General features: G+C 67.3%; 22 protein-coding genes and 1 pseudogene. 21 read left to right on the top strand and 2 right to left on the bottom strand.

Features of this window, described 5'->3' with window-relative positions:
• Position 1: 1 nt before the first annotated feature.
• The 3 genes and pseudogenes from GM1_RS23260 to GM1_RS22895 all read left to right on the top strand — a co-directional run.
• Positions 2 to 214 (top strand): annotated as a pseudogene (locus GM1_RS23260) (type IV toxin-antitoxin system AbiEi family antitoxin domain-containing protein); the annotation flags it as partial.
• Positions 215 to 442: 228 nt separating this feature from the next.
• The gene (locus tag GM1_RS22900; protein ID WP_223291346.1) at positions 443 to 601 is read left to right on the top strand and encodes a hypothetical protein; all 159 of its coding nucleotides are present in this window, start codon (positions 443 to 445) and stop codon (positions 599 to 601) included.
• Between the two features lie 102 nt (positions 602 to 703).
• Entirely contained in the window at positions 704 to 1,012 is a 309-nt protein-coding gene (locus tag GM1_RS22895) for a hypothetical protein (RefSeq protein ID WP_008378001.1), read from the top strand.
• A 62-nt stretch (positions 1,013 to 1,074) separates the two neighbouring features.
• Here GM1_RS22895 and ypfJ read toward each other — a convergent pair whose 3' ends face one another.
• Positions 1,075 to 1,956 (bottom strand): KPN_02809 family neutral zinc metallopeptidase, encoded by an 882-nt coding sequence (ypfJ, locus tag GM1_RS08270; RefSeq protein ID WP_008378000.1) that lies wholly within the window; start codon positions 1,954 to 1,956, stop codon positions 1,075 to 1,077.
• A 119-nt stretch (positions 1,957 to 2,075) separates the two neighbouring features.
• Here ypfJ and aspS point away from each other — a divergent pair, with 119 nt between their 5' ends.
• The 11 genes from aspS to aroB all read left to right on the top strand — a co-directional run bounded on the left by aspS (position 2,076) and on the right by aroB (position 15,583).
• The gene (gene aspS / locus GM1_RS08265) at positions 2,076 to 3,881 is read left to right on the top strand and encodes an aspartate--tRNA ligase (RefSeq protein WP_008377997.1); all 1,806 of its coding nucleotides are present in this window, start codon (positions 2,076 to 2,078) and stop codon (positions 3,879 to 3,881) included.
• An 8-nt stretch (positions 3,882 to 3,889) separates the two neighbouring features.
• Positions 3,890 to 5,023 carry a hypothetical protein gene (locus tag GM1_RS08260; RefSeq protein ID WP_008377995.1) on the top strand — a complete coding sequence of 378 codons (1,134 nt, stop codon included), beginning with the start codon at positions 3,890 to 3,892 and terminating at the stop codon, positions 5,021 to 5,023.
• Between the two features lie 68 nt (positions 5,024 to 5,091).
• Positions 5,092 to 6,390 carry a replication-associated recombination protein A gene (locus GM1_RS08255; RefSeq protein WP_223291429.1) on the top strand — a complete coding sequence of 433 codons (1,299 nt, stop codon included), beginning with the start codon at positions 5,092 to 5,094 and terminating at the stop codon, positions 6,388 to 6,390.
• Positions 6,391 to 6,471: 81 nt separating this feature from the next.
• The gene (gene alaS, locus GM1_RS08250) at positions 6,472 to 9,138 is read left to right on the top strand and encodes an alanine--tRNA ligase (RefSeq protein ID WP_008377991.1); all 2,667 of its coding nucleotides are present in this window, start codon (positions 6,472 to 6,474) and stop codon (positions 9,136 to 9,138) included.
• Positions 9,135 to 9,581, top strand: coding sequence for a Holliday junction resolvase RuvX (gene ruvX, locus GM1_RS08245; protein ID WP_008377989.1), 447 nt, complete (start codon positions 9,135 to 9,137; stop codon positions 9,579 to 9,581). Before alaS ends, ruvX begins: the two co-directional genes overlap by 4 nt.
• A gap of 32 nt (positions 9,582 to 9,613) precedes the next feature.
• Positions 9,614 to 11,395 (top strand): endolytic transglycosylase MltG, encoded by a 1,782-nt coding sequence (locus GM1_RS08240; RefSeq protein ID WP_008377987.1) that lies wholly within the window; start codon positions 9,614 to 9,616, stop codon positions 11,393 to 11,395.
• Positions 11,388 to 12,203, top strand: a complete 816-nt coding sequence (locus tag GM1_RS08235; protein ID WP_008377985.1) for a shikimate dehydrogenase — start codon at positions 11,388 to 11,390, stop codon at positions 12,201 to 12,203. The genes GM1_RS08240 and GM1_RS08235 overlap by 8 nt, the downstream gene beginning before the upstream one ends.
• Before the next feature lie 158 nt (positions 12,204 to 12,361).
• Positions 12,362 to 12,784 carry an A24 family peptidase gene (locus GM1_RS08230; protein WP_008377983.1) on the top strand — a complete coding sequence of 141 codons (423 nt, stop codon included), beginning with the start codon at positions 12,362 to 12,364 and terminating at the stop codon, positions 12,782 to 12,784.
• Complete coding sequence (gene aroC / locus GM1_RS08225; RefSeq protein ID WP_008377981.1) at positions 12,781 to 13,959, top strand: chorismate synthase; 1,179 nt, start codon at positions 12,781 to 12,783, stop codon at positions 13,957 to 13,959. The genes GM1_RS08230 and aroC overlap by 4 nt, the downstream gene beginning before the upstream one ends.
• Entirely contained in the window at positions 13,956 to 14,477 is a 522-nt protein-coding gene (locus GM1_RS08220) for a shikimate kinase (RefSeq protein ID WP_008377980.1), read from the top strand. Before aroC ends, GM1_RS08220 begins: the two co-directional genes overlap by 4 nt.
• On the top strand, positions 14,474 to 15,583 hold the full coding sequence (gene aroB / locus GM1_RS08215) for a 3-dehydroquinate synthase (RefSeq protein ID WP_008377978.1): 1,110 nt from the start codon (positions 14,474 to 14,476) through the stop codon (positions 15,581 to 15,583). Before GM1_RS08220 ends, aroB begins: the two co-directional genes overlap by 4 nt.
• A 67-nt stretch (positions 15,584 to 15,650) precedes the next feature.
• Here the strand turns inward: aroB and GM1_RS08210 are convergent, their stop codons facing one another.
• Positions 15,651 to 16,142, bottom strand: coding sequence for a B-4DMT family transporter (locus GM1_RS08210; RefSeq protein WP_040519717.1), 492 nt, complete (start codon positions 16,140 to 16,142; stop codon positions 15,651 to 15,653).
• A gap of 24 nt (positions 16,143 to 16,166) precedes the next feature.
• On the opposite strand from GM1_RS08210, the gene GM1_RS08205 reads away from it, so the two are divergent.
• The 7 genes from GM1_RS08205 (at position 16,167) to GM1_RS08175 (ending at position 21,926) form a co-directional block, all read left to right on the top strand.
• Entirely contained in the window at positions 16,167 to 17,294 is a 1,128-nt protein-coding gene (locus GM1_RS08205) for a M24 family metallopeptidase (protein WP_008377974.1), read from the top strand.
• Between the two features lie 48 nt (positions 17,295 to 17,342).
• A complete protein-coding gene (gene efp / locus GM1_RS08200; protein WP_008377973.1) occupies positions 17,343 to 17,906 on the top strand; it encodes an elongation factor P in 564 nt (187 codons plus the stop codon).
• 50 nt (positions 17,907 to 17,956) lie between these two features.
• On the top strand, positions 17,957 to 18,406 hold the full coding sequence (nusB, locus tag GM1_RS08195; RefSeq protein WP_373278338.1) for a transcription antitermination factor NusB: 450 nt from the start codon (positions 17,957 to 17,959) through the stop codon (positions 18,404 to 18,406).
• Between the two features lie 61 nt (positions 18,407 to 18,467).
• Complete coding sequence (gene pyrR, locus GM1_RS08190; protein ID WP_008377969.1) at positions 18,468 to 19,046, top strand: bifunctional pyr operon transcriptional regulator/uracil phosphoribosyltransferase PyrR; 579 nt, start codon at positions 18,468 to 18,470, stop codon at positions 19,044 to 19,046.
• Complete coding sequence (locus tag GM1_RS08185) at positions 19,043 to 20,041, top strand: aspartate carbamoyltransferase catalytic subunit (RefSeq protein ID WP_008377967.1); 999 nt, start codon at positions 19,043 to 19,045, stop codon at positions 20,039 to 20,041. The genes pyrR and GM1_RS08185 overlap by 4 nt, the downstream gene beginning before the upstream one ends.
• The gene (locus tag GM1_RS08180; protein WP_008377966.1) at positions 20,038 to 21,363 is read left to right on the top strand and encodes a dihydroorotase; all 1,326 of its coding nucleotides are present in this window, start codon (positions 20,038 to 20,040) and stop codon (positions 21,361 to 21,363) included. Before GM1_RS08185 ends, GM1_RS08180 begins: the two co-directional genes overlap by 4 nt.
• On the top strand, positions 21,360 to 21,926 hold the full coding sequence (locus GM1_RS08175; protein ID WP_008377964.1) for a PH-like domain-containing protein: 567 nt from the start codon (positions 21,360 to 21,362) through the stop codon (positions 21,924 to 21,926). Before GM1_RS08180 ends, GM1_RS08175 begins: the two co-directional genes overlap by 4 nt.

The raw sequence follows: 21,926 nt of genomic DNA, 5'->3' as shown, positions 1-21,926 counted from the left end.
CATGCGTGCCTCGTTTGTGTTTGAATGCCTCGTTTGCAAGCCTGCGGACAACGTATGTGACGAATCCGTGAATTGGGGCTTCAATCTGGATATGTGGCCTACGGACGAGCACGGGATCATCAGTCGCAGCGAAGCACTCGACGCAGGAGTCTCCGAGCGGCAGCTCACGGACGCGATCCGTCGCGGCGAACTACTGATTGTCGGGCGTGGACACTATTCATTGCCGATCACGGATCGCTCGTCGGCAGAAGCTGGAGAAGAGGTGTACCGACGCCGAAGTCTGGTCGCGGGGCGGTGCGGGTCGCTGGTCCTCAGCCATGAGTCAGCCGCGTCACTGCACGGGCTGAGACTCTTGTACCCGGATCACGAGCACATTCACATGACAAACGGTCGAGGGGACGGCGGGTACCGGCAGTCGAGACGGATTGTGCACCCTCGCACGTTGACCGACAACGAGATCGTGGTGATCGATGGCGTACCGGCGACTAGTCTCGAGCGAACAGTCGTCGACGTCGCACTCGGAGCGAGGAACTTTGCGCAGGCGCTGACTGCGTTCGACTGCGCGCTCGCGCGAGAAGCCGATGTCGAGGCGATCGGGTAGCTGCTCGCTGAACGGCGTCGAGGAGTGAACCTCGCTCGTCGCGCTTTCGGGTTCGCGGACGGGCGTTCGGAATCGCCAGGGGAGTCGTGGAGTCGAGCCCAGATGATCGACGACGGACTTCCCGTGCCCGATTTGCAGGTCGAATATGCCCTTCGGTCAGGCCGGACGGCGCGTTGCGACTTCGGTATCGACGACGTATTCGTCGGCGAGTTCGACGGTCTCGTCAAGTATCGGCGAAACATGCGACGAGGCGAGGAACCCGAGGACGTCGTCATCCGGGAGAAGATCCGCGAGGACGAGCTTCGTGACTTGGGACTCGCCGTAGTGCGATGGGTCTGGGAGGACCTGCGGCGAGGACGACTGATGCGCATCCTGCGTTCGCACTACGCCCGACTGGGGATTCGTGTCTGAACGAGGGTTTCAACGACAAACGAGGCACGCATGCGTGCCTCGTTTGTCGTTGAAACCCTCGTTTACAGGTCGTTCGTCGCGAAGGTGTCGCAGCGGGACGGCTTGCCGCCGTCGTAGCCGATCTTGAACCAGCGGACGCGTTGGGTGGACGATCCGTGGGTCCAACCCTCGGGGTTCGAGTTGGAACCTTGGATGGTGTCGTCGCCGATCGCTTGGGCCGACTTGATCACAGTGGCGATCTGGTCCTCGGTGAGCGGCTTCAGCATCGCGTCCGGGCCCTTGTCGGCGTGGTACGCCCACACGCCGGCGAGGCAGTCGGCCTGCAGTTCGATGCGGCGCGAACCGTCGTTGCCCATCCGCTGACCTTTGGCGAGCACACCGGTCAGATTCTCGACGTGATGGCCGAACTCGTGGGCCACGACGTACTCCTGGGCGAGGGGACCGTCGGAGCCGCCCATCCGCTTGAGGTCGGCGAAGAACGCCGGATCGAAGTACGCGGTGCGGTCGGCGGGGCAGTAGAACGGACCCATCGCCGACGACGCAGCGCCACAGCCAGTTGAGATGTTGCCGGCGAAGATCCTCGTCTCCGGCTTGGTGTAGCCGCGCATCTGCTTGGCCCAGACCTTGTTCAGGCTGTCCTTCGTCGCGACGATGCGGCACACGTCATCGGTGTTCGCCATCTCCACCGTGCACGAATCGATGTGGGCTTGGAGCTCTCGGTTCTCGGCGCTGTCCGTGCCCTGACTGCCCGGAGCAGCCTGTTGGTTGGACGAATCGCCGCCGAGGATGTCGCCCGGATTGAGGCCGAACAGTAGCGCGACGATCGTCACGATCACGCCCACACCGCCGCCGAGGGCGATCTTTCCGCCGCCGAAACCGCCCCCGCCAGATCCTCCGGCCGACACGTCACTGGTGTCGAGAGGTCCGCTCCCCTGAAAAGTCATGGGCTAACAGTAGCCAAGACGTCCGGCCCGAAGTCGCTTTGTCGATGGCGATCCGTAGAATTGACCGGAACCGTCACCAATCCTGCCAGCGACCCCGCTGCGCACAAGGAAGGAATCCAGTGCTCCGCACGCATTTCGCCGGATCGTTGCGCCGCGAGGACGCCTCGCAGACCGTCACCGTCACCGGTTGGGTCGCACGTCGTCGTGACCACGGAGGCGTCGTCTTCATCGACCTCCGCGACTCGTCCGGCCTCGTGCAGGTCGTCTTCCGTGACGACGAGGTCGCCGAAGCCGCTCACCGCCTGCGCGCCGAGTACTGCGTCAAGGTGACCGGTGTCGTCGAAGAACGCCCCGAAGGCAGCGAGAACGCCGCCCTCGCATCGGGCGCCGTCGAACTGAACGCCACCGAGCTCGTCGTCCTCAACGAATCGGCGCCGCTGCCGTTCCAGCTCGACGAGCAGCCCGGCGAGGAAGCACGCCTGCGCCACCGCTACCTCGACCTCCGTCGCGAAGGCCCGGCCCGCGCGATCCGTCTGCGTTCACAGGTCAGCGCTGCGGCACGTGCCGTTCTCGGCTCGCACGACTTCGTCGAGATTGAGACTCCCACCCTCACTCGGTCGACGCCCGAAGGCGCCCGCGACTTCCTGGTGCCAGCACGCCTCCAGCCCGGCACGTTCTACGCGTTGCCGCAGAGCCCGCAGCTGTTCAAGCAGCTCCTCATGGTCGCGGGCATGGAGCGGTACTACCAGATCGCCCGCTGCTACCGCGACGAAGACTTCCGCGCCGATCGCCAGCCGGAGTTCACCCAGCTCGACATCGAGATGAGCTTCGTCGACGAAGACGACGTGATCGCCCTCGCCGAAGAGATCCTCGCATCGCTGTGGAAGCTCATCGGTCACGAGATCACCGCGCCGATCCCGCGCATCACCTACGCCGATGCGATGCGTCGTTTCGGCAGCGACAAGCCCGACCTGCGTTTCGACATCGAACTCGTCGAGTGCACCGAGTTCTTCGCCGACTCGCCGTTCCGCGTGTTCAAGGCGCCCTACGTCGGCGCCGTCGTGATGACCGGTGGTGCGTCGCAGCCGCGTCGTCAGCTCGACGCATGGCAGGAATGGGCCAAGCAGCGCGGTGCCAAGGGGCTCGCCTACGTGCTCGTCCAGGAGGACGGCACGCTGACCGGTCCGGTCGCGAAGAACATCTCCGACGCCGAGCGCGAGGGCATCGCAGCCCACGTCGGCGCGAAGCCGGGCGACTGCATCTTCTTCGCCGCGGGCGCCGTGAAGCCGATGCGCGCACTCCTCGGCGCGGCACGCGGTGAGATCGCACGCAAGCTCGACTTGATCAAGGACGGCGACTGGGCGTTCACCTGGGTCGTCGACGCCCCGATGTTCGAGCCCGCGGGCGACGCCGTCGAGGCGGGCGATGTGGCCGTCGGCTCCGGTGCCTGGACCGCGGTGCACCACGCGTTCACCTCCCCGAAGCCGGAGTGCCTCGACAACCTCGAAGCGGACCCGGGTGCTGCCGTGGCCTACGCCTACGACATCGTCTGCAACGGAAACGAGATCGGTGGCGGTTCGATCCGTATCCACCGCCGTGACGTGCAGGAACGTGTGTTCAAGATCATGGGCATCGGCGAAGAGGAAGCACAGGAGAAGTTCGGGTTCCTCCTCGACGCCTTCTCCTACGGTGCACCGCCGCACGGCGGCATCGCCTTCGGGTGGGACCGCATCACCTCGCTCCTCGCGGGCGAGTCGTCGATCCGCGAAGTGATCGCGTTCCCGAAGTCCGGCGGCGGCGTCGACCCGCTGACCGACGCTCCGGCCGCCATCACGCCGGAACAGCGCAAGGAGTCGGGAATCGACTTCAAGCCCGCACCCAAGGCCGCCGCTGAAGTGGCTGGAGAGGGACAGGCGAACGCCTGAGTCTCATCATGACCGTAGTGGCACATGATCGAATCGATTCGGTGCTCGAGACCGCGCAGGACGTCCTGACGCGGCGAGCGGGCAGCCGAGTCCGTATCGACGACCCCGAGGATCTCGGAGGCTCGGGCCGCAGCACTGTGCTGCGCGTCCGAGTCGCCGACAACCCGGTGTCGCTCGACCGCACCGTCGTCGTCAAAGCGTTCGACGAACACTCGTCCGCCGACCAGGTGCTGCGCGAGATCGCGTCGTACCGGTACGCCACGGCGCTGCCGACCGCGTCACGGCCCGGCCCACAGTTGCTGGCCTCCGACCTCGACAGCCGGATCCTCGTCCTCACCGATCTCGGCGACGGCCGTCGAATGATCGACCTGCTCGGCTCGACCGACGTCGACGAGGTCGGCCGCGGCGTGAGCGCGTGGGGCCAGGCCCTCGGACGCATGCACGCTGCGACCTTCGGCGGCGAAGACGACTTCGACACTCTGCTGCGGGTCAGCGGCCGCCGTGGAGACGGTCGCCGAGACGCACCGATCTGCTCGTCGGGCATCGATGCTCAGGCCGCGGAGGCGGTGCGTCGTACCGCCGACGTCGCCGACGAGATCGGGGTGAGCGTGTCCGACGAGTTCCGGGCCGTGCTCGATGCGGGTCTGGCACTGTTCGGCGACGGCCGGTTCCGGGCGTTCAGCACGTCGGACGTCGGTCCCGAGAACATCCTGATCAACGACGACGGCGTCCAGTTCATGGACTACGAGTGGGGCGCGTTCCGCGACGCCACCCTCGACGTGGCGTACGCGCTGGCCACGTTCCCGTCGGCGCTGTCCGAGCCCGCGTCGCACCGAGCCGCAGAGCTGGAGACGGCTCTGGCCGACGCGTGGCGGGCGGAGGTGTCCCCGTTGTGGCCTGCCCTCGCCGACGACCGGACCCTCCGGGACCTGCTGACCACCGCACGCACCCTCTGGGTGTGGCTCGGCACCTACTGGATGCTGGAGTCGGACACGTCGGGCGACGACTGGGCACTGCACACCGCCGATCCACGTGTCGTGACCGCCCGCTGGGCCGATCTCGCCCGGTCGTCGGCCGACCCGGTGGTCTCAGACGTCGCACGAGACGTCGGGCGCGCGCTGCAACGTCTCTGGTTCGAATGACCGGCCAGTCGGGGGACGGCGGGGACCTCTTCGACGACATCGGCACGGCACAGAGGTCGAACCCGCCGATGCCGTCACCGTCCGCACCACTCGCAGTCCGGATGCGGCCGACCTCGCTCGAGGAGGTCGTCGGCCAGGATCATCTCCTCGGCGAACGGTCGCCGCTGCGACGGCTGATCGCGGGGTCCGGCGGCTCGTCGGTGCTGCTGTACGGCCCGCCCGGCACCGGCAAGACGACGATGGCGTCGTTGATCAGCCAGGCCACCGGTGGCAGCTTCGAGGCACTCTCCGCGCTGTCCGCCGGAGTCAAAGAGGTCAGGGCCGTCATCGACGTCGCCCGCCGGCGGCTGATTCAAGGCCAACAGACAGTCCTGTTCATCGACGAAGTCCACCGCTTCTCCAAGACCCAGCAGGATGCGCTGCTCGACGCAGTCGAGAACCGGATCGTGCTGCTCGTCGCGGCAACCACCGAGAATCCGTCGTTCTCGGTGGTGGCTCCGCTCCTGTCACGGTCGCTGGTGCTGCAGCTGCGGTCGCTCACCGACGACGACATCAAGGACGTCGTGGCGCGTGCGGTCGCCGACCCGCGTGGGTTGGACGGATCGGTGGAGCTGTCGGAGGAGGCGCTCGACCATCTCGTCGCGGTAGCCGGGGGAGATGCGCGGCGAGCGTTGACCGCACTCGAGGCGAGCGCCGACGGCAGCGACGGGGAGACCGTCACCGTCGCCGACGTCGAAGCGGCGATCGACCGCGCAGCCGTGCGGTACGACCGTTCTGGCGACCAGCATTACGACGTGACCAGTGCGTTCATCAAGTCGATGCGCGGTTCGGACGTCGACGCGGCCCTGCACTATCTCGCCCGGATGTTGAGCGCGGGGGAGGATCCCCGATTCATCGCTCGACGGTTGATGATCCATGCCAGCGAGGACGTCGGCATGGCAGATCCGACGGCACTCCAGACCGCGGTGGCCGCTGCTCAGGTGGTGCAACTCGTCGGAATGCCGGAGGCGAAGCTCGCGTTGGCGCAGGCCACCATCCATATCGCGACGGCCCCGAAGTCGGGCTCGGTCACGTCAGCGCTCGGCGCCGCCATGACCGACATCTCGTCGGGCAAGGCGGGTGCGGTTCCGTCGCACCTGCGCGACGGTCATTACGCGGGAGCGAAGAAGCTCGGCAACGCCGTCGGCTACCGCTTCCCACACGACGATCCGGACGGGGTCCTCGCCCAGCAGTACGCACCGGACACGCTGGTCGGCGTCGATTACTACCTGCCGACCGACCACGGCTTCGAACGTGAACTCGGCCCGCGCGTGGGCAGACTGCGCTCGATCGTCCGCGGCCTCGCCGGACGTGCGCGCCGTCGTTGACGCGTGCGACGTCAACTCCCTTGTCACAGCCCGGTAAACTCGGGTTCCGGTATCACCACTTCAACGAAGGACACCGCCGCAGTGCAGACGCATGACATCCGGAAGCGTTTCCTGGATCACTTCATCCGGGCCGGTCACACCGAGGTTCCCAGCGCCTCGCTGATCCTCGACGACCCGAATCTGCTGTTCGTCAACGCGGGCATGGTGCCCTTCAAGCCGTACTTCCTCGGCGATCAGACTCCGGCGTACAACCGTGCCACCAGTGTGCAGAAGTGCGTGCGCACGCTGGACATCGAAGAGGTCGGCATCACGACCCGGCACAACACGTTCTTCCAGATGGCGGGCAACTTCTCCTTCGGCGACTACTTCAAGCGCGAAGCGATCCAGTTCGCCTGGACCCTGCTGACCAACTCGGTCGACGACGGCGGCTACGGCATCGACCCGACGCGCCTGTGGCCGACGGTGTACCTCGACGACGACGAGGCCGAGACCATCTGGCGTGACGAGATCGGCGTGCCCGCCGAGCGCATTCAGCGACGTGGCCTCAAGGACAACTACTGGTCGATGGGTGTGCCCGGCCCGTGCGGTCCGTGTTCGGAGATCTTCTACGACCGCGGCCCGGCGTACGGCGTCGAAGGCGGCCCCGAGGCCGACGAGGACCGGTACATCGAGATCTGGAATCTCGTGTTCATGCAGAACATCCGCGGCGAAGGCGGCGGCAAGGACAATTACGAGATCCTCGGCCCGCTGCCGAAGAAGAACATCGACACGGGCATGGGCGTCGAACGAGTCGCCTGCATCCTGCAGGGTGTCGACAACGTCTACGAGACCGACCTGTGCCGCCCGATCATCGACCTCGCCGCCGAGCTGACCGGCCGCGGCTACGGTGCAGGCAACCACGACGACGACGTCCGCTTCCGCGTGATCGCCGACCATGCCCGCACCTCGGTCATGTTGATCGGCGACGGCGTGGTCCCCTCCAACGACGGACGTGGTTACGTTCTCCGTCGCCTGCTGCGCCGCGTGGTGCGGTCGGTCCGTCTGCTGGGCGCCGACCAGCCGACGATGGGACGGATCGTGGAGGCGGTCATCGATCTGATGAGCCCGTCGTACCCGAACCTCGCCGAGCAGCGCGCACACATCGTGTCGGTCGCCGTCGGTGAGGAGACGAGCTTCGCGAAGACTCTCGCCGCGGGTTCCAAGCTGTTCTCCGAGGCCGCCGACGCCACCAAGGCGTCGGGCAAGTCGCGGATCAGCGGCGACGACGCGTTCGCTCTGCACGACACGTACGGGTTCCCGATCGACTTGACCCTGGAGATGGCGTCCGAGGCAGGCCTCGAGGTGGACCGTGACGGTTTCACCGAGTTGATGGCCGAGCAGCGCAGGCGCGCCAAGGCCGACGCGAGTTCGCGCAAGGCGTCGCACGCCGACCAGACCGTCTATCGCGAGTTCCTCGACCGCGGCCCGACTGTGTTCACCGGATTCGACGAACTCGTGTCCGAAGCTCGCGTCCTCGGGCTCGTCGCCGACGGCGAACGTGTTCGTTCGGCGGTTCCGGGCACCGAACTCGAAGTGATCCTCGACCGCAGTCCGCTGTACGCGGAGTCGGGCGGCCAGATCGCCGATCAGGGTGTCATCACCACTTCCGACGGTGTGCGCTTGTCGGTGAAGGACGTCCAGAAGGTGGGCAAGCAGGTGTGGCTGCACCGCGTGATCGTCGACGAGGGCGAGATCACCGAGGGCGCCGACGTGCTCGCCAGCGTGGACGCCGCATGGCGCCACGGCGCAACGCAGGGTCACTCGGGTACTCACCTCGTGGGCGCCGCTCTCCGGCAGATCCTCGGACCCACCGCCACTCAGGCCGGTTCGCTGAACCGTCCCGGGTACCTGCGTTTCGACTTCCACGCGGGCAGCGGTCTCACCGACGACCAGCGTGCGCAGATCGAGCAGATCAGCAATGAGGCAGTCGAGGCGAACTTCCGAGTCAACACTTTCGAGACCGACCTGGACAAGGCCAAGGCGATGGGCGCGATGGCGCTCTTCGGCGAGAACTACGGCGACCGCGTGCGCGTGGTCGAGATCGGCGGACCCTTCTCGATGGAACTGTGCGGCGGAACGCACGTCGGCAGCTCGGCTCAGATCGGCCCCATCACGCTCATCGGCGAGTCGTCGGTCGGCTCGGGTGTCCGACGAGTCGAGGCATACGTCGGCATGGACTCGTTCCGGTACCTGTCGCGTGAACGTGCGCTGATGGCCGGCCTCGCGTCGAGCCTCAAGGTGCCGTCGGAGCAGGTGCCCGATCGTGTCGACCAACTCGTCGCGAAGCTGCGCGACGCTGAGAAGGCGCTCGACGCACTCAAAGCCGAGCAGGCCCGCGCAGCGGTGTCGGGACTGATCGACCAGGCGCAGACCATCGGCGAGACCCTCGTGGTCGCCGGCCGCGTCGCCGACGGTGTGGACGCCAACGGCCTGCGGACCCTGGTCACCGACCTTCGTGGGCGCGTCGCCGACCGCAATGCGGTCGTCGCGCTGTTCTCGGCTGATGGTGACAAGGTGCCGTTCGCGGTGGGGACGACCGATGCGGCACGCGCCGCCGGTATCAAGGCGGGCGACGTCGTCAAGGAGATCGCGCCGCTCGTGGCCGGTCGCGGTGGCGGCAAGCCCGACCTGGCACAGGGATCCGGCACGGACGCCGCCGGTGTCGATGCAGCGCTGGTCCGTCTCCGCGACGTCGTCGGAGGGCGATGATCACGCCCCGCGGGCGTCGTGTCGCGATCGATGTGGGCAGTGTCCGTGTCGGGGTCGCGGTGTGCGATCCGGACGGAATCCTGGCGACGCCTGTCGAGACCGTCCAGCGGACGAAACACGACAGCGACGTCGAGCGTGTTGTCGCGATCGTCGACGAGTACGAGGCGATCGGCGTGATCGTCGGACTGCCGCGGACACTTCGCAACACCGACGGCCCGGCTGTCGAGGCGGCTCGCGCATTCGGCGACCGTGTCGAGGCGAAGCTGACGGGCCGAGACACGTTGCCCGATGTGAGAGTCGAGTATCACGATGAACGACTGACCACCGTCACCGCGACGACCGCGCTCCGCGCAAGCGGCGTGAAGGCGAAGAATGCGCGCGCCGTCGTCGATCAGGCCGCCGCGGTGGCTATTCTGCAGGGATGGCTGGACGCGCGTCGCTGACGCGGGCACGCCGATGAGGAGGACCGACCGACGTGACTGACCAGGACCGTACGCCCCGTCACGGGGACGACGCACGGCCCCGCCATTCGGGTTCCACCCCGGACGGCAACGCCGGTGACCCTCGTCGATTCTTCGCCGATCCCTCATCGGTGCAGGAGGGGAACCGCCGTCGACGCCGCCGTGGGCCCGGCGACCCGACGACGACGGGGAGCATTCCGATCGTTCGAGTCGAGAGCGCGTTGCCCGATCCGACGATCGAGTACCGCACGCCCCAGCCGCCTCAGGGCGCTCCGTCGCCGTACTTCGAAGTGCGCTACCGGGACGCCTCGCCCGAGCCGATGATGCGTCTGAACGAACCGCACGCGCAGGCGCCGGTCCCCGAAGCGCCCGTCACCGGGAACGACCAGCAGCTGTTCGCATCGCCGGTCCCGCAGGAACCGGAGCCGTTCTATGCGGAGCCGGAACAGCCGGTGGCTGCACCTCCGGTGCCGGAGGTCGAGCCCACCCAACCGGTGTACGCCCAGTCCGCGCCCACTGCACCGGTGGACGTTCCGCCCGCCGCGGAACCGCAGGACCGGCCGGAGCCGCCGGTATTCGTCCCGGACATCCTCGAGTCTCGTGACGACGACGCCGACACGGGTGAGATCCCCGTCCACGGTGGCGCCATGCCGTCGCGGAAGAAGAACCGAGGCATCCTCCTCGGCATCGGTGCGCTCGTCCTCGTCGCTGTTCTCGTCGTCGGCGGACTGGGCCTCAAATGGCTCGGTGTGTTCGATTCGCGCACGGACTTCAGCAGCGACACCGGTTCCGGTTCGACGCTCGTCGAGGTGCCCGCCGACGCCGCGATCCGCGATGTGGGTCAGACTCTCGCCGATGCGGGAGTCGTCGGCAGCCAGCGTGCCTTCGTCGACGCCGCAGAAGGCGGCGCGGGCGTGTCCGCAGGTTTCTACGCGCTTCCGAAGGGAATCTCGGGCAAGGCGGCACTGGAGATGATGTCCGGTGACGACAAGCGCGTCGGACGGTTCATCGTCCCCGAGGGACTGCAACTCGACTCCAAGAAGAGCTCGGACGGCACCACCCGGCCCGGCGTGTTCCAGATGATCTCGAAGGCGACCACGTTCACCACGGACGACCGCGAGTACGGCGTGACCGCCGAACAGTTGCAGCAGGCGGCGGCGACGTCGACGCCCGAGGAGCTCGGGGTGCCCGACTGGGCTGCGGCGAAGGTGAAGGAACTGACCGGCGATCACCGCCGGATCGAGGGTCTGATCGCGTCCGGCGCGTGGGAGGACATCGACCCGCGTCTCGACGCGCGGACCATCCTCAAGGACTTGATCACCAGAAGCGTCGCCCGCTTCACCGCGTGGGGCCTGCTCAGCGGCAACAATTCGGGGAAGTCGCCGTACGACACGCTGACCATCGCGTCGATCGTCGAAGCCGAGGCACAGCACGAGGACGATTTCCCGAAGGTCGCGCGCGTGATCGTGAACCGTCTGGACCAGGACATCCGACTTCAGATGGACTCGACGGTCAATTACACCGCGGCGGTCGCCGACATCGATGTGCACGGCGAGTCGTACATGGACGACAACAAGTGGAACACGTACCAGCACGACGGGCTTCCCCTGACGCCGATCGGCGCGGTCGGTGAACGTGCGCTGTCGGCGACCGAAGACCCGGCGCCGGGCGACTGGCTGTACTTCGTGACCGTCGACAAGAAGGGCACGACGCTCTTCGCGAAGACGTTCGCGCAGCACAAGAAGAACCGCCAGGTCGCGTGCAAGAACAACCTGCTGGCGGTCAACTGTGAGTAGAGCGGCGGTCCTCGGATCGCCGGTCGGTCACTCCCGATCGCCTGATCTCCACCGTGCGGCGTACGCGGCGCTCGGTCTCGACGGGTGGACCTACGACGCCATCGAGACGACCGCTGACGAATTGCCGGCACGCGTCGGCGGCGCAGGCTCGGACTGGGTCGGGTTCTCCGTCACCATGCCGTGCAAACTCGCGGCACTCGCGTTCGCCGACGTCCGGACGGCTCGGACCGAGCTCATCGGCTCTGCGAACACGCTGGTCCGGACCCCCGACGGCTGGCGTGCGGACTGCACCGACGTCGACGGCGTGACAGGAGCACTCGCCGAAGCGGGGCTCCCCGCCGGAGCGGCACAGGCCGTGATCGTCGGGGCGGGTGGCACCGCGCTCCCGGCGCTCGCAGCGTTGGCCGAAGTCGGAGTCCACGACGTCGCCGTCGTCGCGCGGGACGAGGGGAGGGCACGCGGCGTCCTCGAACTCGCCCAACGGCTCGACGTCCGGGCACGGGTGGTCGACTTCGGCGACGACGATGCGGTGCGCGCGGCCTGCACCGACGGCGACGTGACGATCTCGACCGTCCCGGCGCCCGGGGCGGCGACGATCGCCGATGCGCTCGCCGCGTCGAAACGCGTCGTCGACGTCATCTACGATCCGTGGCCGACCCCGCTCGCTCAGGCCGTCGAGTCTGCGGGCGGCGTTGTGGTCGGCGGCATCGTGATGCTGCTCAATCAGGCGTACAGCCAGGTGGAGCAGTTCACCGGCCTCACGGCACCCCGGTCGGCGATGGCCGCCGCGGTCGGCGTCACACTCTGACGGAAAACTCACGACATGGCAGGAACGTCACACGGGGGTGCGTTTCGTACGCCACCACTCTGTGACTTCTATGGCACAACGCCACCTGCGTCGGCAGGTGAAGCACGCCTGTGGAAATCGTGCTGGTCAGATAGCGGATTCCGGGTGATGCTGGCCGCGTGATCACCATCGTGCTGTCCGCGGCCGTCATCGTGTGTGCCGTCGTCGACGCGCGTACCGGACGAATACCGAACGTGATCACCGGACCGGCCGTCGTCGTGGTGGCGGCACTCAGCGCTGCCGATCCGGCCACTGCAGTCGCGGCGGCAGTCTGCGCGGCGCCATACGCGATCGCGTTCGCGCGAGGATTGTGCGGCGGGGGAGACGTCAAACTCGCATTCGTCTGCGGTGGCCTTCTCGGTGATCCGGGACTCGCCGCGCTGGCCGTGGTCGGAGCTGCGATCGTCACGGGCATCGTCCTCGCCGCACGTCGGACGCGGGCAGTCGCGCACGGCCCGGCACTCGTCGTGGTCACATTGGTATGGCTGGTCACCGCCGTCGTCGGGCCTTCTGGAACAATTGACCCGTGTTGCGTTGGATGACTGCCGGAGAATCGCATGGACCGGCCCTGGTGGCCCTGGTCGAAGGCATGGTGGCGGGAGTGGAGATCACCACTGCCGACATCGCCGAACAATTGGCTCGACGCCGCCTGGGCTACGGCCGTGGCGCGCGCATGAAGTTCGAGGCCGACGAAGTGACCGTGATCGGTGGTGTCCGCCACGGTAAGACGCTCGGTGGTCCGATCGCGGTCGAGATCGGGAACACCGAGTGGCCCAAGTGGGAGAAGGTCATGGCGGCCGACCCCGTCGACGAGGACGAACTCGCGGGCAGCGCTCGGAACGCCGCCCTCACCCGGCCGCGCCCCGGGCACGCGGACTACTCCGGCATGCTCAAGTACGGCTTCGACGACGCACGTCCGATCCTGGAGCGCGCGAGCGCCCGTGAGACCGCCGCGCGCGTGACGGCCGGAACCGTCGCCCGGAACTTCCTCAAGCAGGTCCTCGGCATCGAGATCGTCTCGCACATCGTGTCCATCGGCGACAGTGACCCGTACACCGGCCCCGCACCACGCCCCTCCGACCTCGAGGCCATTGACGCGAGCCCCGTCCGGGCCTTCGGGAAGGACGCCGAGGCGTCGATGATCGAGGAGATCGAGGCGGCAAAGCGCGACGGTGACACACTCGGCGGCGTCGTCGAAGTGATTGCGACCGGTGTCCCCGTCGGGCTGGGCTCGCACGTCAGTGGCGAGGCACGTCTGGATTCGAGGCTCGCTGCCGCGCTCATGGGCATTCAGGCGATCAAGGGCGTCGAAGTCGGCGACGGTTTCGAGACGGCACGACGTCGCGGAAGCCAGGCGCACGATGAGATGGTCCCGGGCGCGGACGGTGTGCTGCGGTCGACGAACCGGGCCGGCGGCCTCGAAGGCGGCATGACAAACGGTGAGGACGTCCGTGTCCGCATCGCCATGAAGCCGATCTCCACCGTCCCGCGTGCTCTCGCCACCGTCGACATGACGACGGGCGAACCCGCGAGCGCCATCCACCAGCGCAGTGACGTGTGCGCGGTGCCCGCCGCCGGAGTCGTCGCCGAGGCGATGGTCGCGCTTGTCCTCGCTCAGGTGGCGCTCGAGAAGTTCGGTGGCGACTCGGTCGGGGAGACCGGCTCCAACCTGCGCGGATACCTGGACGCCGTCGAAGCGCGTCCACCGCGCCCGTGACGGTCGTCGTACTCGCCGGGTTCATGGGATCCGGCAAGTCCACAGTCGGCCGCGCGGTCGCCGATCGACTCGGACTGCGGTTCGTCGACACCGACATCGAGATCGAACGACGCTCGGGCCGCACCATCCCCGAGATCTTCGACGCCGACGGCGAGGCCGGTTTCCGGGCCGTCGAGGCCGACGTCGTACGGGCCGTGCTCGCCGAGAGCACAGGTGTTGTTGCGCTCGGTGGTGGATCACCGACGGTGCAGGCGATCCGTGAGGCCCTCGTCGGCCATCACGTCGTGTATCTCGAGATCAGTGCCGACGACGGCTTCGCCAGGGTGAACGGATCGAACCGGCCGCTGCTGTCGAGCCCCGAACCGGCCGCACGGTACGAGGAACTGCTCCACTCCCGCGTCGACGCCTACGAGAGTGTCGCCGGATTCACCGTCGACGCGACCCGTCCCGTGGACGACATCGTCACCGACATCATCAGAAGCCTGCACGAGGCAGGCCTGCCCCAGGAGGACTCATGACCGAACCGGTCACCGTCGCCGTCCGCGCGGCCTCGCCGTACAACGTCACCATCGGACGTGGACTGCTCGACGACGTCGCTGTCGCCGCGAAGGGCGCCGACCGGGTGTGCGTGGTCTATCAGCCCACGCTCGCGCAGACTGCCGAGCAGATCCGCGAGTACCTCGCGGGCAAGGGATTCGACGCACACCGCGTGGAGATTCCGGACGCCGAAGCAGGCAAGGACCTGTCGGTTGCGGCGTTCTGCTGGGAAGTGTTCGGCCGTATCGGGATGATGCGCAACGACAAGGTGATCAGCCTGGGGGGAGGCGCCGCGACCGACCTCGCGGGCTTCGCCGCCGCCACGTGGATGCGTGGCATCGGCGTCATCCATGTCCCGACCACACTCCTCGCGATGGTCGACGCCGCGGTCGGCGGGAAGACCGGCATCAACACCGACGCGGGAAAGAACCTCGTCGGGTCGTTCCACGAGCCCGACGCGGTCCTCATCGATCTCGCCACCCTCGAAACGGTTCCGCCGAACGAAGTGGTCGCGGGGCTCGCCGAGGTGATCAAGACCGGTTTCATCGCCGATCCGGTGATCCTCGATCTCATCGAAGGCGACCCGAAGGCCGCGCTCGATCCGGCAGGTGACCTCCTCCCGGAACTGATCCGGCGCTCGGTGCAGGTCAAGGCGGACGTCGTGTCGGCCGACCTGAAGGAGTCGTCGCTGCGCGAGATCCTCAATTACGGTCACACGCTCGGTCACGCGATCGAACGTCGCGAGCAGTACAAGTGGCGTCACGGCGCGGCGATCTCCGTCGGCATGGTGTTCGTCGCCGAACTGGCACGGCTTGCCGGCCGCCTCGACGATGAGACCGCCGATCGACACCGGTCGATCCTCGAACTCGTCGGACTTCCCACGGCCTACGACGAAGACGCTCTGCCCGCGTTGCTCAAGACCATGGCGGGCGACAAGAAGAATCGCTCGGGAATGATCCGCTTCGTCGTTCTCGACGGTCTCGCCAAGCCCGGCCGGCTCGAAGCGCCCGACCCCTCGCTGATCGCGGCCGCCTACTCCTCCGTGGCCAAGGGCAAGCCCTCCGGCGGCGGCGCGATCCTGCTCTGAGGAGCTGAGATGAAGAACGGCGCCGGACCTCGATGAGGTCCGGCGCCGTTCGGCGTTCGCGGGTCGGTCAGGCTGCGGGCACTGCGTGCTGGGTGTTGGCCTCGGCGGCCTCTTCGGCTGCGAGCTCCGCCTTGCGCTGCTCGCGCCGGATCAGGAAACGGCCGACCGAGGCGCCGAAGAAGGCCGGCACGAAGACGATCAGGGCGATGAACGACGTGCCGGCGATCAGCTCGATCGGCAGGCTCGCCTGACCGATGCCGTTCAACCAGACGGTGCCGAGAATCCAGCTCACCAGGCAGGACACGAAACCTGCGAACAGGCCTGCCTTGAGCCAGCGGACAGTGAGGTCCTCGTAGTCATCGGGGTCGGAATGCGCACGCGCATCCTTCAGGCCGTCCAGGCCGCCCCACACGATGGCGACGACGATGCAGGCCGCAATCGTCAGCCACCGGGCGAGGGGAGACGACAGGGGTGCGGAAATCACGACGGCACCGAGGATGATGCGGGCGGCGATATGCACAATGGACATCACGACACCACGAAGAAGCCACGAACTCATGGGGACACAGTAGCCGGGTAGAACATGTTCAACAATGCAGACATGCACTTTTCAACAAATCACGGTGCCCGACGGGCCCGACTCGCCGCCGAGATCGAGGCGTCGGACGTCGATGCGATCATCGTCTCCGACCTGACGAACCTGCGATATCTCACAGGGTTCACGGGGAGCAACGGGGCCGCACTCGTGTGGGCGGGGTCCGACCGTGACCGTGATCGGATATCGACCGACGGTCGCTACATCACCCAGGTGGGGGAGCAGGCCGCCGACCTTCGCGCGGAGATCAACCGCGACTGCCCGTCGGCGCTCCTGCGAGTGGCCGCGGCGGAGCAGCCGGGCGCGCGCGTCGCGATCGAAGGTCACGTCGTCACAGTCTCCGACTATTCGCGACTCGCCGAACTCGCCGGGGAGGTCGGTGCGGCGTTGACCCCGGTCACGGATGCAGTCGAGCGGTTACGCATCGTGAAAGACGCCGATGAAGTGGATTTGATCACGTCCGCGTGCCGGGTCGGCGACGCCGCGCTCGCCGCATTGATCGACCGCGGAGCGATCACCCCCGGCCGTACGGAACGCCAGGTCGCTCGCGAACTCGAATGGGAGATGTTCGCTCTCGGCGCGGACGCGATCGCTTTCGAGACGATCGTCGCGGCAGGCGCCATGTCGGCGATCCCGCACCACCGCCCGACGGACGTCGTCCTGAGGGCAGGCGACCTGGTCAAGATCGATTTCGGGTGCGTCTGGAGTGGATACCACTCCGACATGACGCGCACCTTCGTGCTCGGCGAGCCTCAGGCGTGGCAGACCGAGATCTTCGACATCGTCCTGACCGCACAGCAGGCCGGCCGCGACGCTCTGACAGTCGGTGCGGAACTCGCCGACATCGACGCCGCAGCCAGACGGATCATCACCGACGCCGGGTACGGCGAGTACTACGTGCACGGGCTCGGGCACGGCGTGGGCCTGCAGATACACGAAGCACCGGGAATCGGGGCCGCTGCGAGCGGTACACTGCCTGACGGCGCAACGGTCACCGTCGAACCAGGTATTTACCTGCCGGGACGCGGAGGCGTGCGGATCGAGGACACCCTTGTTGTCACCGACGCCGGACCGACGTCGCTGACGACCACATCCAGGGCGCTCCGCGTCCTGTAGACAGCAGCCGGCCCCCACCGGGGCAGGCGAACCGCGAGGAGAACATTCATGGCGACGACCGCCGACTTCAAGAACGGACTCGTCCTCAAGATGGACGACCAGCTCTGGCAGATCCTGGAGTTCCAGCACGTGAAGCCCGGCAAGGGGCCGGCTTTCGTGCGCACCAAGATCAAGAACGTGCTCACGGGAAAGGGCGTCGACAAGACGTTCAACGCGGGTGTCAAGGTCGAGACCGCGACCGTCGACCGCCGCGACATGACGTACCTGTACAACGACGGTGACGATTTCGTCTTCATGGACGGCGAGACGTACGACCAGATCAACATCACGCCGGAAACCGTCGGCGACGGTGCACGTTTCCTCCTCGAGAACATGACCGTGCAGGTCGCGACCCACGAGGGCGCGCCGCTGTTCGTCGAGTTGCCCGTCACCGTCGAACTCGTCGTTTCGCAGACCGACCCCGGTCTGCAGGGCGATCGCTCCACCGGAGGCACCAAGCCCGCCACGCTGGAGACCGGCGCCGAGGTCCAGGTCCCGCTCTTCATCAACACCGGCGACAAGCTGAAGATCGATTCGCGCGACGGCAATTACCTCGGCCGCGTCAACAGCTGATCGGCGAGTACTGAACAGCTGGTTAGTGAGCGAGCAAAGCGAGTCGAAGCGTGACTGAAGCAAAAGGCCGCCACCGCATGCGTGCGCGTGCGGTGGACATCCTGTTCGAAGCGGAGGCCAAAGAGGTCCCCGCCACCCAGGTGGTCGCCGACCGCCGCGCATGGTTCGCCGAGCACGACGCCGTCGGCGAGATGACCGGGTACACCGTTACTCTCGTCGAGGGTGTCGCCGCCGACGCGAGTCAGATCGACGCGGTGATCTCCTCGCACTTGGACAACTGGAAGCTGCACCGCCTTCCGGCAGTCGATCGTGCAATCCTGCGTCTCGCGGTCTGGGAGCTGCTGTACTCCAACGAGGTCGACATCCACGTTGTTCTCGACGAGGCGGTCACGCTCGCCAAGGAGCTCTCCACCGACGAGTCGCCCGCATTCGTCAACGGCGTGCTCGGCCGTATCGCCGAACTCGCACCTCAAGTCCGCGCCGCCGCAGCAGCGGAGTAGACTACCTCTCAAGCGAAAATCCTTTAACGACCCGTCCAGTGAGGCGGAGAAGGAGGTCGGCTTGGTTCCGCCGGTCGATGATGCCCACACCCCGGAGAAGGGGCAGCCCCGTGTCCTGCTCGACGCATCAGACGTCGGACGCACGGTGGCGCGAATGGCTCATCAAGTCATAGAGAAGACCGCCCTCGACGCAGTCGGTTCACGCCGAGTGCTGCTGATCGGCATCCCCACCCGCGGCACCAGCCTCGCGCAGCGCCTCGCAGGCAAGATCGCCGAGTTCTCCGGAGTGACCGTGGAGACCGGCTACCTGGACATCACGCTGTACCGCGATGATCTCCGAGACAAACCACACCGCCCGCTCGAGCGCACGCTGGTGCCCGAAGGCGGTGTCGACGGGGCGCTCGTGATCCTCGTCGACGACGTCCTGTTCTCCGGGCGGACGGTCCGCGCAGCCCTCGACGCACTCCGCGACCTCGGTCGGCCCGCGGCCGTTCAGCTGGCCGTTCTGGTCGACCGCGGACACCGTGAACTGCCGCTCCGCGCCGACTACGTCGGAAAGAACATCCCCACCTCACGTGACGAAGACGTACAGGTGCATCTCGCCGAGCACGACGGGCTCGACGAGGTGGTGCTGCGATGAAGCACCTCCTCTCCACCGCCGATCTGTCGCGAGACGATGCGATCGACATCCTCGACGAGGCGCAGCGCTTCGAACAGGCCCTCGCCGGACGCGAGGTGCGCAAGCTCCCCACATTGCGCGGTCGCACAGTGATGACGATGTTCTACGAGAACTCCACCCGCACCCGCGTCTCCTTCGAGGTGGCCGGCAAGTGGATGAGCGCCGACGTCATCAACGTCAGCGCGTCCAGCTCGTCGGTCAACAAGGGGGAGTCCCTCCGCGACACCGCCAAGACTCTGCGTGCGCTCGGCGCAGACGCACTCATCGTCCGACATCCGGCATCGGGATCGGCAGCGCAGATCGCCCGCTGGACCAACGACGGCAGCGACATCCTCGGAGTCCCCAGTACTGGACCGAGCGTGATCAACGCGGGCGACGGCATGCACGAGCACCCGACACAGGCGCTGCTCGACGCCTACACGATCCGTCAGCGTCTCGGGGGCCTGGACGGACGCAGGATCCTGATCGTCGGTGACATCCTGCACTCCCGTGTCGCACGGTCGAACGCGCTGCTGTTGTCGACTCTCGGCGCCGAAGTCGTGCTCGTCGCGCCGCCCACCCTGCTGCCGACAGGGGTGCAGACCTGGCCGGTCCGCGTCGCCACCGACCTCGACGCGGAACTGCCTGCCGCCGACGCGGTGATGATGCTGCGGGTCCAGGCCGAACGCATGAACGGCGGCTTCTTCCCGAGCTCCCGCGAGTACTCGGTCCGCTACGGACTGTCGGACAACCGACGCTCGATGCTTCGCGACGACGCGGTGCTACTGCACCCGGGCCCGATGCTCCGCGGCATGGAGATCGGCTTCGACGTCGCCGACACCCCGCAGGCCACCGTCCTCGAACAGGTTCGCAACGGTGTGCACGTCCGGATGGCGGTCCTCTTCCGCCTCCTCGCGAGCGCCGACGAACAGCCGTCGCACCACACTACGATCACCACGTCAGGAGAGCAGTCGTGACCGCCACCGGATCGGTCCTGATCACCAACGTTCGACCCTACGGTGACGGCGAGCCCGTCGATGTCGCCGTCGTCGACGGCGAGATCACCGAGATCGGCTCCGGTCTCACCGCACCCGACGGTGCGGAGACCGTCGACGGGCGCGGAGGGGTCCTGCTGCCCGGCTTCGTCGACCTGCACACTCACCTGCGTGAGCCGGGCCGAGAAGACACCGAGACCGTCGAGTCCGGATCACGGGCCGCCGCCCGCGGCGGCTACACCGCAGTGTTCGCGATGGCCAACACCGCTCCCGTCGCGGACAACTCCTCGATCACGGATCTGGTGTGGCGCCTCGGTCAGGAAGTCGGCCTCGTCGACGTCCACCCGGTCGGTGCGGTCACCGTCGGCCTGGCGGGCGAACAACTCGCCGAGATGGGCATGATGGCCTCCGGCGCCGCCAAGGTCCGCCTGTTCAGCGACGACGGCAAGTGCGTCCACGATCCGGTGATCATGAAACGCGCTCTCGAGTACTCGACCGGACTCGGCGTCCTGATCTCCCAGCACTCCGAAGACCCGCGCCTCACCGAGGGCGCAGTCGCGCACGACGGCCCGACTGCCGCACGCCTCGGCTTGGCAGGCTGGCCGCGCGCCGCAGAGGAGTCGATCGTGGTCCGCGACGCGCTCCTGGCCCGTGACGCGGGCGCGCGTGTCCACATCGCCCACGCGTCCACCGAAGGCACCGTCGAACTTCTTCGATGGGCTCGCAGCCAGGGGATCGACGTCACCGCGGAGGTGACCCCGCATCACCTGCTGCTCGACGACTCGCGGCTGGAGACCTACGACGGCGTCAATCGTGTGAACCCGCCGCTTCGTGAGGAGCGTGACAAGCTCGCCCTGCGTCAGGCGCTGGCCGACGGCATCGTCGACTGCGTCGCCACGGACCACGCACCTCACGCCTCACAAGAGAAGTGTTGCGAGTTCTCCCAGGCCCGGCCGGGGATGCTCGGACTCGAGACCGCGGTCTCGATCGTCGTCGAGACGATGCTGCGCACCGGTCTGCTCGATTGGCGCGGAGTGGCCCGAGTGATGAGCGAACGCCCCGCCGAGATCGTCGGACTGGACGATCAGGGACGCCCGATCGCGGTCGGCGAGCCGGCCAACCTCACGATCATCGACCCGGACTCGTCGTGGACCGTGAGCAGCGACGACCTCGCCAGCAAGTCGGCGAACACGCCGTACGAGACGATGACTCTGCCCGGCACCGTCGAGGCGACCTTCCTTCGAGGACGTGTCACCGCGCGCCGCGCCGCCGGATCCCCGAGCGAAGTCGAGGGGTGGCTGTGACGAACTGGCTCTATTACCTGCTGATCGCACTCGGCGCGCTCGCGATCTGGCTGACGCTTGTGACGTTGGCGTTGCGCGGATGGCGCAAGCGCGGCAACCGTCAGATCGACGAACTGGGCGCGTTCCCGGAGACACCGACCGACCTCGGTGATCCGATCCGCGGCCCGCACACCGGTCTGTACGTCGGGAGCACGGTGTCGCCGAGTTGGCAGAACCGCGTCGCCGTCGGCGACAAGGGCGACCGCGCGTCGGCCGAGCTGACCGAGTACAACGACGGACTGTTGCTGACCCGCCAGGGCGCGTCGGAGATCTGGATTCCGCGGGACTCTCTCGTCGCAGTCCGCACCGAGAACGGCCTGGCCGGGAAGGTGATGAGCCGCGACGGTGTGCTCGTGATCCGCTGGGCGCTGCCGTCGGGAGTCGAGATCGACTCCGGGCTCCGCGGCGACGACAAGACCGTCTACCCGGACTGGACGTCCGCGTACGCAGACCTGAATGAGAAGGCGTTCGAGGCCTTCGAGAACACCGAGACCACGCCGGCACCTGAGAAGAAGGATTCGTAA

It is taken from the genome of Gordonia malaquae NBRC 108250, from assembly GCF_000344135.1.
GTDB lineage: Bacteria > Actinomycetota > Actinomycetes > Mycobacteriales > Mycobacteriaceae > Gordonia > Gordonia malaquae.
Note: the sequence above shows the minus strand (reverse complement) of the source record. Positions and strands in the feature narration are given on the sequence as shown.